A 25,802-nucleotide genomic window follows, 5' to 3' on the forward strand; every position below is an offset into this window, starting at 1 on the left:
CCAACTAATGATTAACTTAATTGAAATCATTAGTTGGCTTTTTTATATCTGTGAAATTAATTTGATTTTGAAATGTACGCCGTTCGTTGTAGGAATAATATGAATACTGCCATTATGATAATCAATAGCTTCTTTGATAATGGTTAATCCTAAACCATGATTAACTTTGTTGGTCGCTTTAGTACTATAACCAGGTTTGAAAATATCATTTTTATTACTTGGTAATCCTTGACCATTATCTTTGTAATCAATTAAAAGAGTATTTTCAATTTTATCAAACAATATATTAATTTTTGGATTCAGATTATTATGCTCAATGCTATTTTCTATTAAGTTGATAAGACATCTTTCAAAATATAATTTATTACCATAAAAAGTTTCTTCTTGATCAAATAGAAAAGAGAGTTCTATATTGTCATAACCAATAGAGGAAACGAATTTTTCTACTGTATATTGAATTGGAAAACTTTCTTTATCATGTTTCATTTGATTTGTTTCGTTATCAAAATCTTTATTTAAACTTTGTATCAAATCTTCCATGTATTTAGCTTTTTCTGATATAAGATTTAAATATTTTTTATTTGAGTCATCAACTTCAATTATTTTTGAATAACCATAGATAGACGTTAGTGGTGATTTTAAATCATGTGAAATTTGAGAAATCCATTTTGATTTATAATAGTTAATCTGATTTTGGTATATTTTGTCTTGAAGTAATTGTTGATTTAATGATGTTAATGATTTGTGTAATTCAGGATAAGTTTTACTATACTTCTTAATATTACCTTTAGTGTTTGGTTGATGCAGTTTTTCCTTAGATAGATTACCAATCCAATCAATATAATAACCTAAAGGTTTAGTTAGCCTTCTTGAAACTAAATAGGAAGTGATTAACGCTAATACTACATTGATGATTAAGGCAATTATCAAAATTTTAGGAATATCAATAAGTTTATTCGCTATATCATTTTGACTAAATGATTTACTTGAAATTGGGTTTTGATTAGAATTTTTGTAGAATCCAATTTTGTTGTTTTGATAGTTATAGTTGTATTTATTATAGTCATGTGTCGTAATACTTTGAAGTAATTGATGTGTTTTAATATGCTTAGCATTTTTTACAGAGGACTGATGATTATTTTTGTATATATAAACAATATAATTCTTTTCTTCTTTAGAAGTTGGAATCGCATTGGCATAATTAATATTATTCAAAATTAAAGATTTAACATTTTTCTTATTAAAATTTTTAGGGTAGAGAATATCTCCCTTATGATTAGTAACATATAATTCAGCATTTTCCTTTTTGGCCAAATTATTTAAATGTGTATAAGGAATGTCTTTAATCTTATTGGATAAAAAATAATCAGGATCGATACTTTTAATGTCAGAATATGATGCGCTCATTAATAAGTTAATCATTAATACTATAGTGATAATAATTATGACGAAAGATAGTGTCAAAAATGTTGTTAAGTATTTAAAAAACTTTAATATAAATCGTTTATTCATAATTATTATCCTTAAATATGTATCCCTTTCCACGTAATGTTTTTATAAATTCTGGATGATTAGGATCTTTTTCAATTTTTCGTCGTAACGTTCTAATATGTACCATTAACGTATTATCATCAACGGACGTCTCATATCCCCAAACTTTTGCGTAAATTTGATCTTTAGATAAAATTTGATTTTTATTATTAATAAAATAGAAAAGTAAGTCTAATTCTCGAGCAGTTAATGTAACAGGTTGACCATTAATTTGAACTGAGCCACTTTTAAAATTAACAAATAAATGGCCTTGTTTATATAAATCATTTGGTGTTTCTTTTAAATGAAGAGACACTCTATAATATAATTCCATTGGATCAAAGGGCTTTTTAATATAATCAACAACACCTTTTTCAAAACCTCTATATAATTCTATATTTTCTTCCTTAGCAGTAACGACTATAACTGAAGTAGTAGATAAGTTAACATACTTCATTAATTCATATCCATCTTCAGACTTTAAATTTAAATCTAACAGTATGACATTGTATGTATGTTGGTTTATGAAGTGTAATCCTTCTTCTATATCATCTGCTGTATCTATTGATGAAATACCTTTAGTTGTTAAAGAAAGTTTGATTAATTCTTGAATATCTTTATCGTCTTCAATGATTAGTATTTTGGAAGTCATTTTATCCACCTCACAGTTATAGTTTACGCGTTATTAAATAATTAAACTATGAAACTTTCGATATTTAAGGAAAATTTAAACTTAAAATAAATGAAGCTTTATTTATATGTCATAACATGAAATTAAATAATAAGTTTAGGAGATGTTAACAATGAAAAAAGTTCTAGTGACTTCTTGTGTTTTTATAATCTCAGTCTTAACACTATTATTCGTGAGAGAATTGGGAGAGTATTTCAATTTAACTTTCTTTAACTTCTTAGAGGGACCATACGTCATTTGTGGTATTTCTTTTATTAATACTTTATTAATCTATTTTGGTGAAATTAAAGAGAAATACGATAATAAACTAAAGATGGGGGATAATATAAAATGAAAGTCCTAGGTTATCTGTTGTCTTTTATATTAATAATTTTAGTAATATATGATGTAACTAGATGTATTTTAGTGTTTATTGAAAATACATGGCATAAAGATTTTGGTATGGAAACGTTACTACATAATGCTTATATAGTTAATGGCGGAGTTATGGGGGCAATTGTTTTAATGGGTGTACTGGAAATCATTAATCATGCCATTGGTGAAGACAAATTTTAAAATTTTAAATTCCTGACAAACAAAAGTATTAATTTATATTATATAATGTAACAGTTACTAATCAAATTAAATGGGTTTGTAGCTGTTTTTTTGATGCTACAAATATTGTATTTTTATAGGGAAGGGGGATATATTATGTCGTTGATGCGTATCATCACCTTCATATTCAGTGTATTTATCGTTGGAATGGTTGAGATGATGGTAGCTGGAATTATGAATTTAATGAGTCAGGACTTACATGTATCAGAAGCCGTAATAGGTCAACTAGTGACTTTATATGCTTTAACCTTTGCGATTTGTGGGCCAATACTTGTTAAAGTAACACAACGTTTTAAAGCTAAATCAGTCCTGTTATGGACCTTAATTGCTTTTATTATAGGGAATTTAATTATAGCAGTCGCATCTAATTTCACGATATTAGTTATAGGTCGAATTCTTTCATCTGCAGCGGCCTCATTAATTATTGTTAAAGTACTAGCGCTCACTGCAATGTTAACGCCAGCTAAAAATCGAGGGAAAATGATAGGAATCGTTTATTCAGGTTTTAGCGGAGCAAATGTGTTTGGAGTGCCTGTAGGAACATTAATAGGTGATATGGTAGGTTGGCGATTTACATTTGTATTTATAGTTGTTATCAGTGTTATTGTAGGAATTTTAATGATGTTTTTCCTACCTAAAGAGAATGAATTAAGTCATTCTAATAACTCAAACACTAATCATAGCAATCAAGTCATATCAAAAGTATTACGTCCTGGTGAAGTTGCTAAATTTATAACAATTACATTCTTGATTTTAGTTGCAAACTCAGTCACATTTGTATATATTAATCCACTTATATTATCAAATGGTCACGAAATGTCATTTGTATCACTCGCATTATTAATTAATGGTGTTGCTGGTGTCATTGGTACATCATTAGGTGGTATTTTTGCTGATAAATGGACAAGTAAGCGTTGGTTGATTATTTCAATTACGATATTTATTGTAATGATGCTTATTTTGAACTTCATATTATCAGGTACTATTATGTTATTAATTGGTTTATTTGTATGTAATATTATGCAATGGAGTACTAATCCTGCCGTACAAAGTGGTCTTATCGAACAAGTTGAAGGCGACACAAGTCAAGTGATGAGTTGGAACATGTCTAGTTTGAATGCCGGAATAGGAATGGGTGGCATTATAGGTGGACTCGTTGTATCAAATATGTCAGTTCACTTTGTGACTTATACGAGTGCATTCATTGGATTTTTAGGTTTAATTGTTACTATAGCATTAAAAAATAATCATTTTGCTAAAAATTAAATTTTTAAGTAAACAAAAGCGTCTCCCAAAAGAGGAGACGCTTTTATTTGTATTTAAATGGTCTTTTATTGTCTTCATTATAAGGGGTCCAAGGCATTTTACTGTGTGTAGCAAAGTAACATAAATCATGTATCATTTTCGAGCTTAACTTTGTTTCATGCTGTGTAACAGATAATTGATGCGCTTTTAAAATATTCAAGTTACCAAACCAAAAAATCATATCTAAAATATGATATGCACTTTTATAGTACTTACTATCAGTACGATACCACTTGAAACAAGCTAACCATATATGTGGGTTATGCTTCATGTCATTTAAGAAACGATGTACTGGCTGTTGAAAAATATACTTGGTAATACAATCTGATTGCTGTTTGGCAGATATCGCTTCCGTCGAATCGATATTAACTTTATTAAATGACATGGCTTCAACAAATCGTTCGGTAGTTAGTTTGCGTGATTCATTTTTTATATAAATATCACCTTCATTTTTCGTATATGAAACGAAGATGGGTTTTGAAAAGTTAGCATTATTAAAGTCCATATCAGCTGTTTGAATGGGTGCATATATTAATTCCAATCCTTTTGAATTACCTCGCGATGTTTGATCTAACATCATGATATTTAATATATCGTCAGTCGATAATGCATCTATTGAGACATTAGGATATTGTTTTGAGATTAAGTTACTAAATCTTTGAGCTTTATCATACCCTATTGTTGGGCTATCTAAGTTTAAGATGCCACTTAGCAACATTACTTTATGGAAGTATGGATAAGTATGAGGTAATTGCATTAAAGCCATAATGCTCATACTTCCTGCTGATTGTCCCATTAATGTGACATTGTTAGGATCACCGCCGAAATCTTCAATGTTTTGGTGAACCCATTTTAAAACATTTAGTTGATCAGATAAGCCATTATTTAAATCATAATTAGAATTGATATAAGACCAATCTAAAAATCCCCATGCACCTAAACGATAGTTAAAAGTGATGACAATGACATCTTCTTGTTTTACAACATTTTTAGGAGAGTATAATTCGGCATTAGCATGACCATTGATAAAGCCTCCACCGTAAAAATAAATAATAACTGGACGTGATTCAGAATGGTGATGCTGTCGCCATATATTCAAATATAGACACTCTTCATGTTGAGAAAATTGATTGAAATGGTAGTCATCATCATTTGAGAAAAAGTCTTCAAGTTGATTATAAGGTTGAGGAGGAATACTTTGAACATGTGTTGCATGTATAGCTTCAGACCATTGTTTATAAACTTTAGAATGATTAAAACGTCCATTAGACAAGGTGGCATACGGAATACCAAGAAATGTATCTATACCATCTTTATGAATACCATTAATTTCTCCATTGCTTGTTTTCACGTTCACCATACACACCACTCGTCCTCTCAATTCGTACTATATATTCACTATATAATAAATGATTGATAACTTCTAACAACATACAAAAAACTGCTAAAGACTATTTTTAGTCATTAGCAGTTTTCAATATATTATTTATTTTGTTCTTGCTCTTCTTGTTGTTCTTGACGTTTTTCGGCGATTTTTTCGCGTCTTTCACGACGTTTACGTTTCTTAAGTTTATCACCCATATTGCTGTTCATTTTCTTAGCGCGTCTGAAATAGACACTTTCGAATGAACTAATTGCACCTAATTGATAGAAAATAAGGGCAACAATAATGATAACTAAGAAATCCCATGGATAGTGAATCCAGTTTAAACCTTTGAACTCTTTACTACCGATAAATGATAGGAAAGAAAGTACGATTAGGTAAATGATAATCCATAAACTTCCGCCGATTTGTTTTTTAGTGTTTTTCCAATTCATTTTATATTCATAGAAGAAATAAATTGGTAAACCTAAAATAATGATTAAAATAACTTCTGCAGTCGTTGGCCACATAGCCCAATAAATAGCTAATGAAGCAAGTACGAATGACAGTGGTGCCATGAATTTTAAAATTCTAGCTCTGAATGGACGCGTCATCTTAGGTCCCATTTTACGTAATGCGATAACTGTTGTTGGACCTGTTAAATAAGCAACTAATGTTGCAGTTGAAATAACGGCTGCTAGTGTACCCCAATCGCGGAATAATGTCACCATTACCATACTGATAATAGCATTAAAGACAATTGCAACACGTGGGATTTTATATTTTTCATTCATTTTTCCTAAGAATTTAGGAATGTGACTATTTTTTTCCATTGCACGTAACACACGACCAGTTACAGCAACAAATGATACACCAGTACCAAATGGTGATACTACAGCTTCAATATAAAGTAAAATAGCTAACCAATTTAATCCTAGTAAAATAGCCATATCAGCGAATGGAGAGTTAAAGTTAATACCGCTCCAACCATGTTCATGAATCATTGATTGTGGCATTGAAGTGATAAATGTACTTTGTAAAATAACATATAGTACAGCACTAATAGTTAATGAAATTGCAATACCACGTGCGATATTTTTCTCAGGACTCTTGATTTCTGATCCCATATTAATGATTGTTTGGAATGCATTAAATGAGAAGATAATACCAGACATTGTAGTCGCAGCAAATATTGGTGCACTTCCGTATGGCATGAATGTACCTACAGAATGACCATAATTACCAGTGTCAAATCCAGATACCATTAACATGATAATTGTTAATAATGGTACACCTAATTTAAAGAATGAAATTAAGCTAGTAAATGAAGTTAGTAATTTTACTGACCAATAGTTTAATAATGAAAAGATGATAATAATAGCATAAACGGCGAATAAACCAGAAGTACTTATCGAACCGTCTTTCATTAAGGCACTCATTGGCTTAGCCCAATCCCAAGGCCAAGAACTCATATATTGAACAGCAGATACTGCTTCAATAGGGATAATCGTTACTAGTGATACCCAGTTTGCCCAAGCGGCTATGAAACCAAGTAGTGAACCATGTGTATATTGAGCATAGTTACTCATACCACCCGATTGTGGGAACATAGTTCCAATTTCTATGTAGTTATAAGCAATTGTTCCTATAACTACGAATCCAATAATCCAAGAAATGATAGCTGCTGGGCCTGCAACAGAAGATGCTTCCCATGCACCGAATAACCAACCTGAACCAATTAATGATCCTAGTCCGAGTAACACTAATTGGGGCAGATTAATCTTGCTGTTATTCGATTCTGTTTCATTTTTATTTGCCATATTGACTCCTCATTCTTTTATATTCTGAAAATACTACGCCATTATTATACGCTAGTTAAAATATTAGTCAAATGCATATATTGTAATTTTTGTATAAATGTATAAAAATAGTGTTTTAAATATTTTGGTATATAATAGTGAATAAATCACTGGAAAAAGTAGAAAGTAGGGCAAACAAATGAGTAGTCAAAAAAATATCAATGCTGATGTGGAAGCATTTTTAAAAAAGGATAGTCAATGGAAAGATGAATTCAATTATTTAAGAGAGACCATTGTAAATTTTGATGATTTAGAAGAAACAATGAAATGGATGCACCCTTGTTACACAATTAATAATAAAAACGTTGTTTTAATACACGGGTTTAAAGAATATGTTGCGGTTATGTTTTTCAAAGGTGCATTAATAGAAGACAGTTACAACACGCTAATTCAACAAACGAAAAACGTACAATCTGCAAGACAGTTACGATTTGAAAAATTAGAAGATATTCAATCACGAAAAGAAGAAATTATTGATTATGTGAAACAAGCGATAGACATTGAAAAAGCAGGTAAAGAAGTAAAATTAAAGAAAACAGAGGACTATGAAGTTCCAGATGAACTACAACAACAATTTGATAAAATGACAGAGTTAAAAGAAGCATTTAAACAATTAACACCTGGGAGACAACGACAATATTTACATCATATCGGAGAAGCAAAACGCGCAGATACTAGACAAAAGCGTGTGGATAAATATATTAATCATATCCTTGAAGGTAAAGGTATGCATGATAAGTAATAACTAAGCGAAGCTAACAGTAATCATATACTGCTAACTTCGCTTAGTCTTTTTATATAGTAAGAGTTTAAACAATGCCAATGATTATTAATGGAATCTCATGCCACCATCAACGATGATTGTTTGGCCAGTAATATAGTCTGAATCTTTACCAGCTAAAAAGCTAACAACATTGGATACATCTTCTGGTTGGGATAGTTTTCCTAAAGCAATTTGATCAGTAAATTGTTTCCATCCCCAAGATTCAGGTTGGCCAGCTTCTTCAGCTGATTTTTTAGCTATGCCTTCCATCATTGGTGTATGGACAATACCTGGCGCATACGCATTTACTGTGATAGATTCATTTGCCAAATCACGCGCAGCAACTTGTGTTAAACCTCTCACTGCAAATTTACTACTACTATAAAGTGATAAACCTGCATTTCCTTCAACGCCAGCTTGTGATGTGGCGTTAATAATTTTACCACCATGACCTAACTGTTTAAATTGAGCATGTGCTGCTTGAATACCCTATAGTACACCTTTCACATTGACACCATATACTTTGTCAAAGTCTTCAGGGGTAATAGAATCAATAGGTGTCATAGGACCTAAACCTGCATTACTTACTAGTACGTGTAAGTCTCCAAAGTGTTCTACTGTTTGATTCATCGCATTGAATACATCGTCTCGATTTGAAACATCAGCTTTGATTGCGATTACTTTTGAATCATCTTGTGATAGAGCATGTGCTGCTTGATTTGCACCTTCTCCATTGAAATCTACAATAGCCAATTTAAAACCATCTGAGAATAAACGTTTAGCAATTTGATAACCAATACCTTGTGCGCCACCAGTTACAACTGCTACTTTATTTTGTTCATTCATTTTTAACCCTTCTTTTTATTATTTTTTAATACAAGTTCAAAATATCACAAAAGAACATTAGGTATTCATAAATGTGTAACATAAAAATACTTTTCGATTTATTGTCATTAATTATTAAAATAACTTTCACAATTCATAATTTTAAGCTAGAAATACAATGTTTATCGTTTTGTAATTCAAATTAAAATTATGAATATCTTTATAAATTTGTTAAGTTTAAATAAATGAATTTTGTAAAAACGCAATATGTTTATTAAAATTATATAGGGTATATATTTATATCGTTGTCGAATATGCATACATAGAAACCTAAAGCCAATGTTATACACATAGCAGTAACATAATGACATCTTTTTAAAATTAAACATTGAAGGTAAAGACCATCGTACGCTTGTTCAACCAATATTATTTATTAGTTAACAACTGTTCTGCTGGTCTCTTAAATTGTATAGTGATATTCGCCATTTTTTACTTAATGGAAGGGGAAAATAATCATGTTAAGTATTAAGAATTTAACCAAGATTTACTCTGGGAATAAAAAGGCAGTTGATAATTTATCACTTGATATTGAATCAGGAGAGTTTATCGCATTTATTGGGACGAGTGGTAGTGGTAAGACAACTGCATTAAGAATGATTAACCGAATGATTGAGGCCACTGATGGAGAAATCCAGATGAATGGCAAAGATGTTCGTCATATGAATCCCGTGGAATTAAGAAGAAGTATCGGTTATGTTATTCAACAAATTGGTTTAATGCCGCATATGACAATTAGAGAAAATATTGTATTAGTACCTAAATTATTAAAGTGGTCTAAAGAAAAGAAAGATGCAAAAGCAAAAGAGTTAATTCAACTTGTTGATTTACCAGTTGAATATTTAGATCGCTATCCAGCTGAATTATCTGGTGGACAACAACAACGTATTGGTGTAGTGAGAGCACTCGCTGCTGAACAAGATATCATTTTAATGGATGAACCTTTTGGTGCGCTTGATCCGATTACTCGAGATACGTTACAAGATTTAGTTAAAGAATTACAACGAAAATTAGGTAAAACATTTATTTTCGTTACACATGACATGGATGAAGCAATTAAACTCGCAGATAAAATTTGCATCATGTCACAAGGTAAAGTTGTGCAATTTGATACGCCAGATAATATATTAAGAAACCCAGCCAATGATTTCGTTAAAGACTTTATTGGTCAAAACAGATTGATCCAAGATAGACCAAATATGAAAACAGTTGAAGGTGCCATGATTAAACCTGTTACTGTTCATGCAGATGATTCATTGAATGATGCAGTTAATATCATGCGTGAGAGACGTGTAGATACCATATTTGTGGTGAATAGCCATGACAAACTACTTGGTTTCTTAGATATAGAAGATATTAATCAAGGTTTAAGAGCTAAAAAAGAACTGATTGATACAATGCAACGTGATATTTATAAAGTACATATTGATTCCAAATTACAAGATTCAGTTAGAACTATTTTAAAACGTAATGTGAGAAACATACCTGTTGTTGATAATGACAATAAATTAATAGGTCTTATCACACGTGCAAACTTAGTTGATATCGTATATGACTCCATTTGGGGCGACGGTGATACTGAAGTGTCAGAATCTGTAGAGCCCAATGAGACAAACATTTCAAATGGGAATGAATCTTTAAATAATCTTCACACTCAAGACGACACTCATCAACATGTGAATACATCTTCTATAAACAAGATGAATAAGGATGAAGCGGGAGATGAACGATAATGAAAGCATTTTTGAATGAATATGGAAGCCAGCTCGTATCAAAGACGATTGAACATTTCTATATTTCTATCATTGCTTTATTAATTGCAATCGTCGTAGCTGTTCCTGTTGGCATCTTATTATCTAAAACGACTAAAACTGCTAATGTTGTATTAACGATAGCTGGCGTACTTCAAACGATACCGACTTTAGCTGTATTGGCCATTATGATACCTATTTTCGGAGTAGGTAAGACACCTGCCATTGTTGCATTATTTATTTATGTATTATTACCGATATTGAATAATACTGTATTAGGTGTCAAAAATATAGACAAAAATGTTATACAAGCTGGACAAAGTATGGGTATGACACAATTTCAATTAATGAAAGATGTCCAATTGCCTCTAGCTTTACCATTAATTATTAGTGGCATTAGACTTTCAAGTGTTTATGTCATCAGCTGGGCTACTTTAGCGAGTTATGTTGGTGCTGGTGGACTAGGAGACTTAGTATTCAATGGATTAAATTTATATCAACCACCTATGATTATTAGTGCAGCTATTTTAGTTACATTGTTAGCATTAATTGTCGACATGCTATTATCATTAGTTGAAAAATGGGCGGTACCTAAAGGATTAAAAGTATCTAGATAAGAAAAGGGAGGATGTAACAATATGAAGAAACATATTAAATATACAGTGATTCTTATTGCCTTGTCCCTCTTAGTATTATCTGGATGTAGTTTACCAGGTTTAGGTGACGGCAATTCAAAAGATGATGTTAAAATCACGACTACTGAAACAAGTGAAACAAAGATTATTGCAAATATGGAGAAACTAATGATTGAACATGAAACTAAAGGCAAAATCAAGCCGACAATCATTGGGAACTTAGGATCAAGTATTATTCAACATAACGCATTGCAACGCGGCGACGTTAATATGTCAGCTGTAAGATACACAGGTACAGAATTAACTAGTGTGTTAAATGCAAAACCAACAAAAGATCCTAAAAAAGCGATGTCTGAATCACAAAAGCTTTTCAAGAAAAAATATGATCAAAAATATTATAATTCATTAGGATTTGCGAACACGTACGCATTTATGGTGACAAAAGAAACAGCTAAAAAATACCATTTAGAAAAAGTTTCAGACTTAGAAAAACATAAAAACGACTTGAAATTAGGTATGGATACACAATGGATGAATAGAGCAGGAGATGGATATCCAGCCTTCGTTAAAGATTACGGATTTAAATTTGCAAGTGCACGACCAATGCAAATAGGTTTAGTATATGATGCACTAAAAAATAAAAAATTGGATGTAGCTGTGGGTTATTCTACTGATGGACGTATTGCAGCTTATGATTTGAAAATTTTAAAAGATGATCGTAAATTCTTCCCACCATATGATGGTAGTCCATTGGCTACAGAAAAAGTGATTAAAGATAATCCAAAAATTGATACAGCTTTGAAAAAGTTAGAAGGTAAAGTTTCAACTAAAGAAATGCAAAAGTTAAATTATGAAGCTGACGGTAAAGGGAAAGAACCTGCAATTATTGCAGAAGAATACTTGAAAAAACATAACTATTTTGATGATGACAAAAATAGTAAGAAAGGTGGTCAATAATTATGAAAGGTAATTTATTCCAATCTATTATTGAATATTATTCATTGAACTTTGGCTACCTTATGGAATTATTCTTTAAACATTTATTAATGTCTGTTTACGGTGTACTGTTTGCTTGTATTATAGGTATTCCATTAGGCATTGTCATAGCTCGATATAAGAAACTAGCTTGGCCTATTATTACAATTGCTAATATTATTCAAACAGTACCAGCCATAGCAATGCTTGCGATTTTGATGTTAGCTATGGGACTAGGTCCAACAACTGTTGTTGTAACAGTTTTCTTATATTCGCTACTCCCAATTATTAAAAATACTTATACAGGTATTGTAGATGTAGATGAAAATATTAAAGATGCTGGTAAGGGTATGGGAATGACTAGAAACCAAGTATTACGAATGATTGAGTTACCATTATCTTTATCAGTGATTATAGGTGGCATTCGTATTGCACTAGTAGTTGCAATCGGTATTGTTGCTATTGGGTCATTCATTGGTGCACCAACACTTGGTGATATTATTATTCGTGGAACTAACTCAACAGACGGTACAACATTCATTTTAGCAGGAGCGATACCAATTGCTTTAATAGCTATTTTAATTGATTTAGGATTACGTTTCTTAGAAAAACGACTAGATCCAACACGTAAAAACAAAAAGAAATTTGAACACCAACCACAACAAATTAAATAAATATAAAACAAGGTCAGGACTACTTTCATAGCCCTGACCTTGTTCTATTAATTTTAAATTACCACTACGTTTAACCTATAATAATATTGGCGCTAAAATAGGTACGATTGCTACTACAATAACACCTACAATAACAACTGCAATACTACCCATAGATTCTTCAGTTTCTCCCAATTCTTTAGCAGCAGCTACACCTAATGTGTGACCACTAGTACCTAAAGCAAGACCACGTGCAATTGGGTTTGAAATTTTGAACCATCTTACAATTTTAGTACCTAATGCAGAAATAACTACAGCATTTAAAATAACTGCTAATGATGTAAGTTCTTTCATACCACCGATACCTTCTGATACAGGTAAAGCGATTGCTGTTGTTGCAGCTTGAGGTAACATTGAAGCAACAATTTGATTACTGAATTGGAATAAAGTTGCAACTAGATAGATTAAAATAAGTGCAACGATAGTACCTAAAGCAATACCACCAAATATTTGTAACCAATATTTTTTTAATACGTCACGTTTTTTATATAAAGGAATTGCAAAACTAATCGTAGCTGGTTCTAAGAAGAAATTAATAATATCTCCACCTATTTTATAGTTTGCATAACTAATTCCTGTCAATTTTAAGAAAGCAATACCTACAACCATACTAACGAATAAAGGTGCAAGTAAGAAAAATCCATTCGTTTTTTTATAAAAATATGTAGCAATTACAAATGGAATAAGGGAAACTAAAATACCAAAATATGGAGTATTAATACCTAAATGTTCTACCATGATTAACCTCCTATACGACTAGTTTCTTCATTTTTCTCTTTACTAGGGAACAATGATTTTGTCACTAATAATTGAGAAGCGAAACCAGTACAAATTAATAAAAAGATTGTAGATAAAATGATTAATAAAATAATCAATATCGGACTTTGACTTAATACAGGTAATGAATTGATTACTGAAACGCCGGCTGGAACGAATAAAAAACTAATATTATTAGTTAAAGTAGTTCCTACTGTTTCGACTTGTTCTAATTTAACAATTCCAGTACATAAAGCGATAAATAATAAAACTAAACCAATTACTGAAGCGGGCATTGGGATAGGCATGAATGCTTCAATAATCTTAGAGATAAACAAAATAACTGCAATTGTTAAAGCTTGTTGGAAGAAATTGTACACTCTTCCAGATGTATGTTGAACTCTTTCTTTTGTAGAAGATGAGTTAGCCATAACATACATTCCTCCTGTTCTATTTGTATATGGATTCGGTAAGAACGTTTGGATTTGTCAAAAATAGGATTCACTTACTAATTTAAAACGTAAACTAAAAGATAAAGTTATTTAGTTTTAAAAAATAAAAAAATCAATTGCAAAGTTCAAACGAATCTTTTGTGAAGTAATTCACGAGCAATTATACAATATAATTCATATTAATTTGTACATTGAATTCGTCGTTTTCGTGACAATTTTCAAAAAATTTATCCTTTTATTTTTTAGTAAGTTTCGACAAATTCATTTATTATTATATAGTAAGCGCTTACCTATTTTAAAGATAATACTAAAAAATATATACTTCAAGATGTAATGGAAAAATAAAAGTAATTGGTGTAAAATATGTATTCATATATACAAATATTCTAAATATTAAAAGAAATTAAAGGGTATTGTAAAAAACTGATAAAATCGATCTAAAAGTAATCAAGCAAATAGAGAAATAGAAAAGGGAAAGCAGTTGTTTTTTTAAGTAAAAACTTTTACATAAATCGATTTAAAATGAGTAAGTAGAATATGGAAAGTGTTTTGTAGGAGGAATTAATATTTTATGAACAAAACTTCAAAGGAGTTTGAAGGAGACAATAGGCTTCTTCTAGGTATTATTTTAGGTGTTATTACTTTCTGGTTATTTGCACAATCATTAGTCAATTTAGTTGTGCCATTACAAACATCATTTAAAAGTGATATTGGCACTATTAATATAGCTGTTAGTTTAACAGCCTTAATGTCAGGACTATTCATTGTAGGTGCTGGTGATTTTGCAGATAAGTATGGGCGCGTAAAAGTTGCATACATTGGCTTAATATTAAATATTATTGGGTCTTTATTAATTATTATTACACCGTTAATACCTTTTTTAATTGCAGGTAGAATATTTCAAGGTTTATCAGCAGCATGTATTATGCCTGCAACCTTAGCTATTATTAACGAATATTATATTGGAACTGCAAGACAAAGAGCATTAAGTTATTGGTCAATTGGATCTTGGGGTGGTAGTGGTATTTGTACGCTATTTGGTGGTCTAATGTCCACACACTTTGGTTGGAGAACCATCTTTATTGTATCAATTGTATTGACATTATTGTCTATGTATTTAATTAAACACACTCCAGAAACGAAAGCAGAACCAGTAATCACTAAAAATGGTGAAGCAAAGAAATTTGATATTGTTGGCTTAATAATACTAATTATTTGTATGTTAAGTATTAACGTTATTATTACACAATCTTCTAAATTAGGATTATTTTCACCAATTATTATAAGTTTAATCGTAGTATTTTTTGTTTCACTAATAGGATTTATTATGTACGAAAATAAAATTAAATATCCTTTAGTAGACTTTAGCTTATTTGCTAATAAAGGGTACAGTGGAGCTACTGTTTCTAACTTTATGTTAAATGGTGTTGCAGGTGGTACGCTAATCGTAGTAAACACTTATTACCAGCAGCAACTTGATTTTAATGAATCTCAAACAGGTGTAATTTCTCTTACATATTTAATCGCTGTATTAATTATGATTCGTGTAGGTGAGAAGATTCTTCAAGCGCTAGGTCCGAAACGACCATTATTAATGGGTAGTGGTATAACAGCTATTGGATTAGTCTTACTATCTTTAACTTTCTTACCAGAACCTTGGTACATTACTTCAAGTGTTATCGGATATTTATTATTTGGTACAGGACTTGGTATTTATGCGACACCATCAACTGATACAGCTGTTGCACAAGCCCCTGATGATAAAGTAGGTGTTGCTTCAGGGGTTTATAAAATGGCTTCTTCTTTAGGTAATGCATTTGGCGTAGCTATTTCGGGAACAATATATGGTTCTTTTGCTTCGCAAATGAATATGGCATTAGGTGGCTTTATGGGCGTTGTCTTAAATGCAGTCATCGCACTAATTGCATTCTTTGCCATTTTATTATTAGTACCTAAGAAACAAACAAATTTATAAGAATAGAATAAACGTTATTATTAAGGTCGAGACAAAAGCATGTCTCGATCTTTATTTATACTCATTAATGTTAGAAAATTATGAAGATTTTGCTATTCACGTTGACGTTATAGCAATTAAATAGTATTTTAAGTTTAACTTTATCATGGAATGAGGGATTTGAATGAAGATTGCTATTGCAGGTTCAGGTGCTTTAGGATGTGGATTTGGTGCTAAACTATTTCAACAAGGTTTTGATGTGACATTAATTGATAGTTGGATGACTCATGTTAAAGCGATTCAAACCAATGGCTTGCATATTGATATAAATGGAGAACGTTGTCATTTAGACATACCAATGTATAGTCATGAAGACATACCTAATAATGATGTTTATGATATAGTATTTTTATTTCCAAAATCGATGCAACTAAAAGATGTCCTAGATTATATCAAACCGCATTTAAGTGAAACGTCTATTGTTGTTTGTACTATGAATGGTTTGAAACATGAACGTTTAATTGAACAATATGTTAAAACATCGCAAATTGTAAGAGGTGTAACAACTTGGACAGCAGGAATAGAAAGTCCAGGTTGTACCCACTTGTTAGGTAGTGGCCCAGTTGAAGTAGGTGGAGTGGTGACTGAAGGAAATAACAATGCTCAAACCATTGTTGAAATATTAAATCAAGCTGGTTTAAATGGTGTGTTGAGTGAAGATTTGCATCAGTCTATCTGGAAGAAAATTTGTGTCAATGGAACAGCGAATGCATTATGTACTATTTTAGAATGTAATATGGGTTCATTAAATGAAAGTAACGATGCGAAAAATCTTATTTATAAAATTACCCAGGAAATTGTTCATGTGGCAACTATTGATAATGTTCATTTAAATCTAGATGAAATATTCGAATATCTACTCGATATCAATGACAAAGTCGGTCCTCATTATCCATCCATGTATCAAGATTTAATTAATAATCATCGCAAAACAGAAATAGATTATATTAATGGTGCTGTAGCTAAATTAGGTGTTGAGAACGGTATTGATGCGCCAGTAAATCAATTTGTTGCTAATCTTATTCATGCTAAAGAAAATAAATTAGACGCCCAATAGATGAAGTATATTTTAAGCTTATAAGCGTATAGAAATTTTTGCTTATAAGCTTATTTTTTAGGATTTGAATCAATAGTAAATATATCAATTATTGAAATAATTGATGATGAATGACTTAAAATATCATGATAGGGTAAATAAATTAAAATGTTGAATTAAGGAGATGCATATATGAATATTTCATATAAAAATGTATTAATAACTGGTATTGTTGGTGGTTTCTTAGGTGGAGCTGTCAAAATGGGCTGGGAAGCATTAATGCCACCTAGAACACCTGAACGTGATGAAGAACCGCCACCAATGACATTATTGAATCAACTTGGCTTACCCGAAAACATTAAAAATGCTACTTATCACTACAACGGAAATGACATACCTTTAACAATTATGGGTGTGCATTATGGCTTTTCCATTGTAAATGCAATAAGCTATACATTGATTGCTGAGAAGTGTCCACAAGTGAAAGCTTTAAACGGTTCTATTTTTGGCATAATAGTTAATATAGCATTCCATGAATACTTATTACCTAAATTATCGTTGACACCAAAAGTGGAAGATTTACCTAAAGAAGAAAGATTATCTGAATTACTTGGGCATATTATTTGGATGAATACGATAGATTTTGTACACTCATCTAACAAGTAAAAATATCCCCCTAATAGAAAAAATAAAGAAAAGGTGAGAATATGAGTAAAATTTTTGTAACTGGAGCGACAGGTTTAATCGGAACAAAATTAACTAAAAGATTAATCGAAGAAGGACATGATGTAGCTGGATTTACTACATCTGAAAATGGTAAAGAAAAATTAGAATCATCTAATGTAAAAGCATATATTGGAGATATTCTAAAATACGATACTATTGATAGTGCTATTGCAGATTTCCGTCCAGAAATCATTATCAATCAAATCACAGATTTAAAAAATGTTGATATGTCTGCGAATACTAAAGTACGTGTTGAAGGATCAAAAAATTTAATTGATGCTGCTCAAAAATATGATGTGAAAAAAGTCATTGCACAAAGTATTGGTTTCGTTTATGAAGCAGGTGAAGGTCTTGCAACTGAAGAAACATCATTAGATTTAGATTCAACAGGTGATCGTAAAATTACAGTTGATGGTGTTATTGGTCTTGAAGAAGAAACATCTCGCATGGACGAATATGTCGTATTAAGATTTGGTTGGTTATACGGACCAGGTACTTGGTATGGAAAAGACGGAATGATTTATAATCAATTTATCGATGGTAAAGTAACATTGTCAGATGGCGTTACTTCATTTGTTCATCTTGATGATGCAGTTGAAACATCAATTCAAGCGTTAAACTTTGATAATGGTATTTATAACGTTGCTGATGACGAACCAGTTAAAGGTTCTGACTTTGCTGAATGGTATAAACAACAATTAAATGTTGATCCTGAAATTGATATTCAACCAGCACAACCATTTGAACGTGGTATCACAAATGATAAATTTAAAGCCCAAGGTGGTAAATTAATTTATTCAACTTGGAAAGATGGTATGAATCCTATCAAATAGTAATTTAAAATAAGCGACTTAATGTTACCTTTTATATAGGTGACATTAAGTCGCTTTTATTTTTTGATTAGTTATTTAAGGGTTATCATTTTTAGTGTTTAATGACTTTCTAAGTTGTTCAGCTTCTAATTGTCCTACTTTTGAATAATGACGATGGGCAAAATGCATTTGAATAATTAAAAATGCAGCACTTATAGACCAATATAGGCCTAAAGCAGATGCAGATGTTAAAGATGCATAAGTAATAAATATAGGAGATAACACCATCATGACATAATAGGTTTTGCGTTCTTTTTTAGGATAATGAATAGAATTGACTAATGGCTGAATAAAATACATTAAAGCAGCAATTAAAGTCATCACAATATTCGGCTCTGTTAAATTAAACCATAAAAAATGTGGATATTTAGTAATACCATCACTACTGGCATATTTCAAACTCATATATAGTCCCATTAATATAGGAATTTGTATCACGATTGGTAAACAACCAACGACATTTTTAAATGGATTAATACCGTATTGTTTATACTTTTTCATTAATAATTGATTAGCTGCATTACGCTCTTCTTGAGAAGATGCATTTTTAATTTTTTCTCTAATTTTATCTATTTGTGGTTGAACTACTTTCGTTTTTTCTCGCATGATATGCATATTTTTAACTTGAATAAGCATAAATGGTAATAGAATAAAACGTACAATGAGTACTATTGTTATGATAGCTAGCCCATAGTTCACGTTAAATAATCTACCTAATAAATGCAGTAACTTATCCATAGGTTGGACGAATGTATTATAAAAAACACCAGCACGATTGTCAGATTTTGAATAATCGCAACCTGTTAAAAATAAAACTACAACTAATAATATTGATATACGTTTGGCCATAAATGACTTCCTCTTTATAAAATATAGCTTTCGTGTAAAGGTATGAACTTTTTGCAATAACACAAATATTTTATGTTTAATATAACAGAAATAAGAGGGCGTTTTATCAAATTATTCGTAACTGTTAACTATTTGAACGTAAGTGTGTCACTTATTTATAGGATTTTTTACTTAAAATAATAATAATGAGTAAAATAGTTATTGAAATAACACAACCGTAAAAGCTAAACAGTGCAAATTTGGCGTGGGTAGGTAACCATGTCATCACAAATGACCAACTATTATTTCCTAATACAAAATAAGGAATTAAATAAATAGCTACACTGATTAATACGAATACCAACATTAATGCTATAAAGGCATAGAGAGAAGCTTTACTTCTTTGAACTTTATATAAGCCATTTTTGATAGCAAATAAACGTTTAAAAATAAAATATAAGCTAATTAAAATACCTAATGCCGATAAAATAGTAATAACAATATTTATGTCATACGCTTGTTCTATCTTAGTTTCGATAGTCGTATAATGTTTATGGTTCATGACTTGTGCATTCAAGTGATCTGCTAGTTGTGATACTTTGGTAGATTTTAAATTTGCTAAAATAACGATACCGTACGACTTCTTAGGATTGAGTAATATAATTGAGGAATAGTTATCTAGCGTCCCAATATGATATACATAATTATTATTTGAATTGGTAAACCAACCTGCAGCATAACCATTTGCATTATCTTCACCTCTTGATTCATTGATAGTTTGATGTGATTGATTAACAATACGTTTTGTTTTGTTAGAAGGTGATAATTGCATTTTAACCCAATGTTCTAAATCTCTAGTATTCGACATTAAATAAGCTGAAGGTGTGTCTCCAATATTGAACGATGGAGCACTTTGTTTAATAACTCCACTGGCTTGTTCATAGCCAACTGCTTCATTTTTATGCTTTGTATTTGTAGTTTTAAATGATGTTTGATTCATATGAAGCGGTTTTAAAATATTCTTTTTAATATAGGTTTGATAAGATTCCTTAGAAACATTTTGTATAACTAACCCCAATACATCGTAATTCATATTTGAATATTCAAATGTATCTCCAGGTTTATGATTTAATTCTTTTCCTTTGATACTATTAACTAAATTGTTGATTGAATCACCATATTGCTCGGTTTGATCCTCACTAGTAATGTTCGAAGGAATGCCACTCTTTTGCCCCAGAAGTTGCTTGATAGTGATATCATATTTTTTATCATTATATGTCATATAGAATCCAGGTATATACTTGGATACTTTATCGTTGAGATGAAGCTTTCCTTTATGTGCTAAATCTAATATGGCATACCCTGTAAAAGCTTTTGTATTAGAAGCAATTTCATATTTTGTTGTTGGTTTTGCTTTTATTTTCTTTTCAACATTTGCATAGCCATATCCTTTATTTAAAAAGACTTTATTATCTTGCACTATTAAAATTGAAGCACCTGGAATATCTCCAGCTTTCATGTCTGATTGTACAATTGTATCAATAAAGTTTTGTGATGATTTCGTTAGTAATGTTTCGCTTTTATTATAAGCTAAAAAATGTTTCGTAATAATAACGATTATAAGTATAACTATCGTAAAAATGAGAGTGATGATAAATGGCCTTTTTTTCATAGTTAGAGTTCCCTTTTTAAAATATGTTGCATAAAGTTTTATTAATTGTAATTTATTATAGCAGGTTTAGAAATATTTTAGCGAGTTAAAGTGCTTGCAATAAAAATGGTTAATCATTAGAATACACATAAATAAAAGTGTAATATAACAATTATGTTGTATATAAACCTTAAAAATATTAAGGGAGAATCTATACAACTGACTGTGTTGGGAGTATAGTTTATCCATCAACATACAAAGAGGTATTGGAGTTATGTTTAATCAAATTAAAAGACTTTTAATTGGGCGTCCTAAAAAGAATAGGGACTTAAAAAATGAAAAGATTACTAAATTCAAAGCACTAGCGATATTATCATCAGATGCCTTATCTTCTGTTGCATATGGGCCGGAGCAAATACTAATTACGTTATCAGTCGTTGGGGCAGTCGCTTCATGGTATACATTACCAATTGCTGCAGGTGTATTGATTTTATTAGCAGCACTTATATTATCGTATAGACAAATTATATATGCATACCCTAAAGGTGGCGGAGCATATATGGTGTCAAAAACGAATTTAGGCGAGAAGTGGGGATTACTTGCTGGAGGTTCCTTACTGGTTGACTACATTTTAACCGTAGCTGTAAGTATTTCTTCTGGAGCCGATGCATTTGTAGCTGCATTTCCAGGTTTATATCATCATAAGGTATTAATAGCTTGTCTATTAGTTTTGTTTATTTTGATATTGAACTTAAGAGGGTTAACTGAATCAGCGACTTTATTATCCTACCCAGTATATTTATTTATCATAGGATTAGTTGTGTTAATAGTGATAGGTACATGGCGTGTTGCTACTGGTGATATACAACCACATATGCAATCGTCAATTGGAACATCAGTACATGGTGTAACACTCTTTTTACTATTAAAAGCATTTTCTTCAGGGGCTTCTTCTTTAACAGGGGTAGAGGCTATTTCAAATGCTGTTACAAATTTTAAAGATCCAGCTGCTAAAAACGCAGTCAAAACATTAGTAACGATGGGAAGTATTTTAGCATTCCTTTTAGTTGGTATCGTAGGATTAGCTTATGTTTATGGTGTTATGCCGCAAACTGAAACGACAGTATTATCACAATTAGCATCACAAATTTTTGGTGATAATGTGGCCTTTTATTTTGTACAAGCAACAACTGTAATGATTTTAGTATTGGCTGCTAATACAGGTTTTACTGCATTTCCAATGTTAGCTGCGTCTATGTCAAAAGATAAGTATATGCCTAGAATGTTTACAGTCAGAGGTGACCGATTAGGTTATTCTAATTCAATTTTAGTATTAGGAATTTTTGCTATTATATTAATTATTTTATTCAAAGGTAAAACTGAAAATCTTATTCCATTATATGCAGTTGGTGTATTTATTCCATTCACACTGGCTCAATTTGGTATGGTATTAAAATGGTTTAGAGAGAGACCAAAGGGTTGGCAAGCGAAACTAGCAGTCAATACACTAGGTGGAACAATTACATTTGTTGTATTTATGATATTTTTAATTACTAAATTTACACATGTCTGGCCAATATTATTGTTCTTACCATTCTTTGTATCAATCTTTGTAAGAATTAAAATGCATTATCGTAATGTCGCTGAACAATTGCGATCAGATAAAGATGTATACGATGTACCAGTTGTAGATCGTAGTTTAGCCATTGTACCTATTATGAGTATTACGACTGTAGTAGACAAATCTATTTATTACGCTCAAATGTTAGCTAATAATGATGTGATTGCAGTGCATGTATCATTTGGTGATGAGGATGAAAAAGCATTTCAAGAAAAATGGAAACAACATTATCCAGATGTACGGCTTATTATTTTACATTCCGAATACAGAAGTATTATACGACCGATTTCTAGATTTATCGATAAAATTCACCGTAAAGCAGAAAATCAAAATTATTTAATCACGGTTGTTGTGCCAGAATTTATACCTAAGAAACCATGGCATCATCTATTACACAACCAAACAAGCTTACGCTTAAAAATGCATTTGATTTATCAGAAAAACGTCATCCTCTGTACAATTCCATTTAAACTTAAAAAATAATTAAAAACCACAATGACTGATATTCAGATAAGTGAATAAATAGTCATTGTGGTTTTTTTATTTATGATTCTTCAGCAATAATAATTTCATTGTAGTTAATATTTTCTCTTAGTTGTTTAGCAATTTCTGATGTGACTTTTTGTTGCTTAATTAATTCATCTAAAAATTTTCTTTCGGTATAAATTGCGTGTAAACGTAAAGACAATTGTGTTTCTGAAGAAAAATTAGTTATTGCATTATTGTTTCTACTTTGAGTGGTACTTTGTCTTTTACGTAATGTACGTATCAAATTATAATATTGGTTCACAACAAGTGATGTTTCAAGCACATTTGAACTGTTTTGTTCTTTGTGTAATCTAAGTGTGATTTGATGATTCACCACGCGCATAATTTTTTGTACACTTTTTAGTTCATTTTTATAGGACTTCAACATTTCAGTACGTCTTTCTTCAATTTGATCTCTTGAAGGTTTGTGTCTTTCATTATTTTGTTCAACTGATATTTTCTCATGATGAGTTGAGTTAACTTTATCTTTATTTTTATTTTGCACTTCTGAAGAAAGGGTATGGGCAGCGTGTTTTCTATAGTTCTTTCTCGCTTTGAATCTTAAATAAATCATGTTAAAGAAACGTGAGAATTTTGTGATAAACGATGCTTCTTTATAGGATTTACTCAACTCTACAATATTTCGGTAATTAGATAATTCTTGAGATGTAATTTTCCCTTTATTAATAAGACGTTCTAAGGTTGCTGTTTCTTCTTCTTCAGCAATTTTGGTTAATCTGTGTAGTTCTTTAGTATCTTTGTTATCTGGTTCTACATTAATTAAGAACGAAAGCTCAGTGAAATATTGATTGAATAAAGGTCTATAATCAATGTTTTCATTTTCTTTAGCATTCTTTTTCAGTTGTTGTATGACAGATTGAATGATAAGTATTTTAGCCGCTTGATATGTCATACCTTGTTTAGTATCTTTGGTTTCCGATTTTGTAATAAGAGGTAAGACGATTTGAGCTAGTATAAGGCTAATTAAAACCATTAATGATGCGATAAATAATAAATCATTTCTATATACAAAGTTTTGATGGTGACTCATCATTGTAGGTAAGGTTAAAGCCATTGATACAGAAATCGTCCCATGAATACCACACATAGTCATGATAAATGAATAAAGTATTCGGTTTGGTGGCTTTTCTTCTGCTAATTCTTCATCTTCAATATAACGTTGTATATTTTTAGGATAATAAAAATCTTTATACCATAAGAAGACCCATATGAAACGGAAGCTATAAATAGCTAATGAAATAAGCAATGTAATACCGATTAAAAATTTAAGATTATCTGGTTCAACTTTCACAATTTCTATAACTACTTCAGGTACGATAAACCCTAAAACGACGAATACAAAACCGTTTAATGCATAGCTCAATGTATTCCAAATCTGGGAATAGTTAATTTGTAATTCTGTTTGAGCACGAAGTAATCTATCTCGTTCTAAACCATGTACTAATCCGGCAAACACAACTGCAATAATACCAGAGGCATGTAATTCTTCGGCAATAAAGTATATAACGAATGGTGTAAGTAACTGAATAAAAGTGAGAGTATTATTATCTTTAAAACCTTTATTTGCAGTTAAAAAGACGCGTAACTGCACTACTAAAATACCAAGAATGACACCAACTAATATCCCTATAATTGTTGATACTATAAATTGTTCAATTGCACTGACTGCCGAGAACATACCAGTAACAAGGGCAGTAACAGCAATTTTAAAAGAAATGATACCAGCAGCATCGTTAAGTAAAGATTCTCCTTCTAAAATAGACATTGCTCCCTTTGGTAAAATCTTTCCTTTAGTTATAGCAGATACGGCTACAGCATCAGTTGGGCAAAGTATTGCTGCAATTGCAAATGCGGCAGGCATTGGTAGCTCGGGCCAAATCCAATGTATAAAGTAGCCGACACCGATAACTGTTGTGAATACTAATGCCATTGCCATCAATATGATAGGTGTTCTATATTCCATTAATTTTGATCTTTTAATATGAGTACCTTCTACAAATAATAATGGTGCAATGACAGCCATCATAAACACTTCAGAATCAAAGTCAAAATGAATAGGAATAGGTAAGGTGAAAATGGCTGCACCAAGTGCAATCTGAATAAACGCTGTGGGAATTTTAGGAAAACGATTATTAATGATTGCACTTAATATAACAGCAAATATAAATATTAAAAATGCTTCAAGTAATTCCATCTTAATCTCCTTATATCAATAATAAGTATTATTTTAACATGA

21 protein-coding genes and 1 pseudogene are annotated in these 25,802 nt (G+C 30.9%); 12 read left to right on the forward strand and 10 right to left on the reverse strand.

Translation table 11 applies throughout. The annotated features are described in order from the left end of the window. Nucleotides 1-42: 42 nt before the first annotated feature. The gene (locus N524_RS0107330; protein ID WP_225880637.1) at nucleotides 43-1,407 is read right to left on the reverse strand and encodes a HAMP domain-containing sensor histidine kinase; all 1,365 of its coding nucleotides are present in this window, start codon (nucleotides 1,405-1,407) and stop codon (nucleotides 43-45) included. Between the two features lie 97 nt (nucleotides 1,408-1,504). Further along, complete coding sequence (locus N524_RS0107335) at nucleotides 1,505-2,182, reverse strand: response regulator transcription factor (RefSeq protein WP_029056129.1); 678 nt, start codon at nucleotides 2,180-2,182, stop codon at nucleotides 1,505-1,507. A gap of 369 nt (nucleotides 2,183-2,551) precedes the next feature. Here N524_RS0107335 and N524_RS0107345 point away from each other — a divergent pair, with 369 nt between their 5' ends. Together N524_RS0107345 and N524_RS0107350 are read left to right on the forward strand one after the other, a co-directional pair. After that, a complete protein-coding gene (locus N524_RS0107345; protein WP_029056131.1) occupies nucleotides 2,552-2,776 on the forward strand; it encodes a hypothetical protein in 225 nt (74 codons plus the stop codon). Between the two features lie 135 nt (nucleotides 2,777-2,911). Then, nucleotides 2,912-4,081, forward strand: a complete 1,170-nt coding sequence (locus tag N524_RS0107350; RefSeq protein WP_029056132.1) for an MFS transporter — start codon at nucleotides 2,912-2,914, stop codon at nucleotides 4,079-4,081. Nucleotides 4,082-4,124: 43 nt separating this feature from the next. Here the strand turns inward: N524_RS0107350 and N524_RS0107355 are convergent, their stop codons facing one another. Next, the gene (locus N524_RS0107355; RefSeq protein WP_029056133.1) at nucleotides 4,125-5,480 is read right to left on the reverse strand and encodes a carboxylesterase family protein; all 1,356 of its coding nucleotides are present in this window, start codon (nucleotides 5,478-5,480) and stop codon (nucleotides 4,125-4,127) included. A 122-nt stretch (nucleotides 5,481-5,602) separates the two neighbouring features. After that, on the reverse strand, nucleotides 5,603-7,303 hold the full coding sequence (locus N524_RS0107360) for an APC family permease (RefSeq protein WP_029056134.1): 1,701 nt from the start codon (nucleotides 7,301-7,303) through the stop codon (nucleotides 5,603-5,605). A gap of 178 nt (nucleotides 7,304-7,481) precedes the next feature. Between N524_RS0107360 and N524_RS0107365 the strand changes: the two genes are divergently transcribed. Beyond that, nucleotides 7,482-8,084 carry a YdeI/OmpD-associated family protein gene (locus N524_RS0107365; protein WP_029056135.1) on the forward strand — a complete coding sequence of 201 codons (603 nt, stop codon included), beginning with the start codon at nucleotides 7,482-7,484 and terminating at the stop codon, nucleotides 8,082-8,084. An 87-nt stretch (nucleotides 8,085-8,171) separates the two neighbouring features. Here the strand turns inward: N524_RS0107365 and N524_RS12810 are convergent. Beyond that, nucleotides 8,172-8,951, reverse strand: a pseudogene (locus tag N524_RS12810) ((S)-acetoin forming diacetyl reductase). A 494-nt stretch (nucleotides 8,952-9,445) separates the two neighbouring features. Between N524_RS12810 and N524_RS0107375 the strand changes: the two are divergent. Genes N524_RS0107375 through N524_RS0107390 form a run of 4 tightly spaced genes read left to right on the forward strand, consistent with a single transcriptional unit; the run spans nucleotide 9,446 to nucleotide 13,022 of the window. Beyond that, nucleotides 9,446-10,720 carry a betaine/proline/choline family ABC transporter ATP-binding protein gene (locus tag N524_RS0107375; RefSeq protein WP_029056136.1) on the forward strand — a complete coding sequence of 425 codons (1,275 nt, stop codon included), beginning with the start codon at nucleotides 9,446-9,448 and terminating at the stop codon, nucleotides 10,718-10,720. Further along, entirely contained in the window at nucleotides 10,720-11,355 is a 636-nt protein-coding gene (locus tag N524_RS0107380) for an ABC transporter permease (protein WP_029056137.1), read from the forward strand. The genes N524_RS0107375 and N524_RS0107380 overlap by 1 nt, the downstream gene beginning before the upstream one ends. A 21-nt stretch (nucleotides 11,356-11,376) precedes the next feature. Further along, a complete protein-coding gene (locus tag N524_RS0107385) occupies nucleotides 11,377-12,330 on the forward strand; it encodes an osmoprotectant ABC transporter substrate-binding protein (protein WP_029056138.1) in 954 nt (317 codons plus the stop codon). Between the two features lie 2 nt (nucleotides 12,331-12,332). Further along, entirely contained in the window at nucleotides 12,333-13,022 is a 690-nt protein-coding gene (locus N524_RS0107390) for an ABC transporter permease (protein WP_017637572.1), read from the forward strand. A gap of 75 nt (nucleotides 13,023-13,097) precedes the next feature. Here the strand turns inward: N524_RS0107390 and lrgB are convergent, their stop codons facing one another. Continuing rightward, complete coding sequence (lrgB, locus tag N524_RS0107395; RefSeq protein WP_017637573.1) at nucleotides 13,098-13,799, reverse strand: antiholin-like protein LrgB; 702 nt, start codon at nucleotides 13,797-13,799, stop codon at nucleotides 13,098-13,100. Nucleotides 13,800-13,801: 2 nt separating this feature from the next. After that, nucleotides 13,802-14,248: an antiholin-like murein hydrolase modulator LrgA gene (gene lrgA / locus N524_RS0107400; RefSeq protein WP_017637574.1), complete on the reverse strand. Its 447-nt coding sequence runs from the start codon at nucleotides 14,246-14,248 to the stop codon at nucleotides 13,802-13,804. A gap of 592 nt (nucleotides 14,249-14,840) precedes the next feature. Between lrgA and N524_RS0107405 the strand changes: the two genes are divergently transcribed. The 4 genes from N524_RS0107405 to N524_RS0107420 all read left to right on the forward strand — a co-directional run bounded on the left by N524_RS0107405 (nucleotide 14,841) and on the right by N524_RS0107420 (nucleotide 18,878). After that, the gene (locus N524_RS0107405) at nucleotides 14,841-16,244 is read left to right on the forward strand and encodes an MFS transporter (protein WP_029056139.1); all 1,404 of its coding nucleotides are present in this window, start codon (nucleotides 14,841-14,843) and stop codon (nucleotides 16,242-16,244) included. Nucleotides 16,245-16,407: 163 nt separating this feature from the next. After that, nucleotides 16,408-17,340, forward strand: a complete 933-nt coding sequence (locus tag N524_RS0107410; protein WP_029056140.1) for a 2-dehydropantoate 2-reductase — start codon at nucleotides 16,408-16,410, stop codon at nucleotides 17,338-17,340. A gap of 171 nt (nucleotides 17,341-17,511) precedes the next feature. Beyond that, nucleotides 17,512-17,985, forward strand: a complete 474-nt coding sequence (locus N524_RS0107415) for a DUF1440 domain-containing protein (RefSeq protein ID WP_029056141.1) — start codon at nucleotides 17,512-17,514, stop codon at nucleotides 17,983-17,985. A gap of 41 nt (nucleotides 17,986-18,026) precedes the next feature. Next, the gene (locus N524_RS0107420) at nucleotides 18,027-18,878 is read left to right on the forward strand and encodes an NAD-dependent epimerase/dehydratase family protein (RefSeq protein WP_029056142.1); all 852 of its coding nucleotides are present in this window, start codon (nucleotides 18,027-18,029) and stop codon (nucleotides 18,876-18,878) included. Between the two features lie 75 nt (nucleotides 18,879-18,953). On the opposite strand, the gene yidC is transcribed toward N524_RS0107420, so the two are convergent. Further along, the gene (yidC, locus tag N524_RS0107425) at nucleotides 18,954-19,766 is read right to left on the reverse strand and encodes a membrane protein insertase YidC (protein WP_029056143.1); all 813 of its coding nucleotides are present in this window, start codon (nucleotides 19,764-19,766) and stop codon (nucleotides 18,954-18,956) included. A 151-nt stretch (nucleotides 19,767-19,917) separates the two neighbouring features. After that, nucleotides 19,918-21,417 (reverse strand): serine hydrolase FLP, encoded by a 1,500-nt coding sequence (locus N524_RS0107430; RefSeq protein WP_029056144.1) that lies wholly within the window; start codon nucleotides 21,415-21,417, stop codon nucleotides 19,918-19,920. Between the two features lie 253 nt (nucleotides 21,418-21,670). Here N524_RS0107430 and N524_RS0107435 point away from each other — a divergent pair, with 253 nt between their 5' ends. Next, nucleotides 21,671-23,500 (forward strand): APC family permease, encoded by a 1,830-nt coding sequence (locus N524_RS0107435; RefSeq protein ID WP_029056145.1) that lies wholly within the window; start codon nucleotides 21,671-21,673, stop codon nucleotides 23,498-23,500. Between the two features lie 61 nt (nucleotides 23,501-23,561). On the opposite strand, the gene N524_RS0107440 is transcribed toward N524_RS0107435, so the two are convergent. Continuing rightward, the gene (locus N524_RS0107440; RefSeq protein ID WP_029056146.1) at nucleotides 23,562-25,760 is read right to left on the reverse strand and encodes a cation:proton antiporter; all 2,199 of its coding nucleotides are present in this window, start codon (nucleotides 25,758-25,760) and stop codon (nucleotides 23,562-23,564) included. Between the last annotated feature and the right edge of the window lie 42 nt (nucleotides 25,761-25,802).

The sequence above is a fragment of the Staphylococcus sp. URHA0057 genome (assembly GCF_000620265.1).
Lineage (GTDB): Bacteria > Bacillota > Bacilli > Staphylococcales > Staphylococcaceae > Staphylococcus > Staphylococcus pasteuri.